Annotated in this window: 1 protein-coding gene; it reads left to right on the top strand. The window is 42.7% G+C overall.

The window, feature by feature from the left end; translation table 11 throughout:
* A partial coding sequence (locus AB4486_RS24525) for an AI-2E family transporter (protein WP_372119268.1) occupies positions 1 to 286 on the top strand: 286 nt, incomplete at both ends.

The raw sequence follows: 286 nt of genomic DNA, 5'->3' as shown, positions 1-286 counted from the left end.
GTATGGCAGCTTGCAAAACTTCATTGCGACGATTCCTGAACGCTATCCAGAATTAGCTAACCTGCAGATCGTTGAGTCCATTATGTCTAACGCCAAGAACAAAGCGTTAGGTTTTGGTGAAAGTGTTGTCAAAGGTTCTCTTGCTTCTCTTGTGAGCTTAGCGACCTTAGCGGTTTACTTGATTCTTGTACCACTGCTTATTTTCTTCTTGTTAAAAGACAAAGAAGAGATGATCAGAATGGCGAGCGGTGTACTTCCTCGAAATCGTCGTTTAGCGACCAAAGTA

Source organism: Vibrio sp. 10N.222.55.C6 (assembly GCF_041473395.1).
Classification (GTDB): domain Bacteria; phylum Pseudomonadota; class Gammaproteobacteria; order Enterobacterales; family Vibrionaceae; genus Vibrio; species Vibrio crassostreae_C.
The sequence above is the reverse complement of the archived record's forward strand: the minus strand, read 5'-3'. Positions and strand labels throughout refer to the sequence as shown.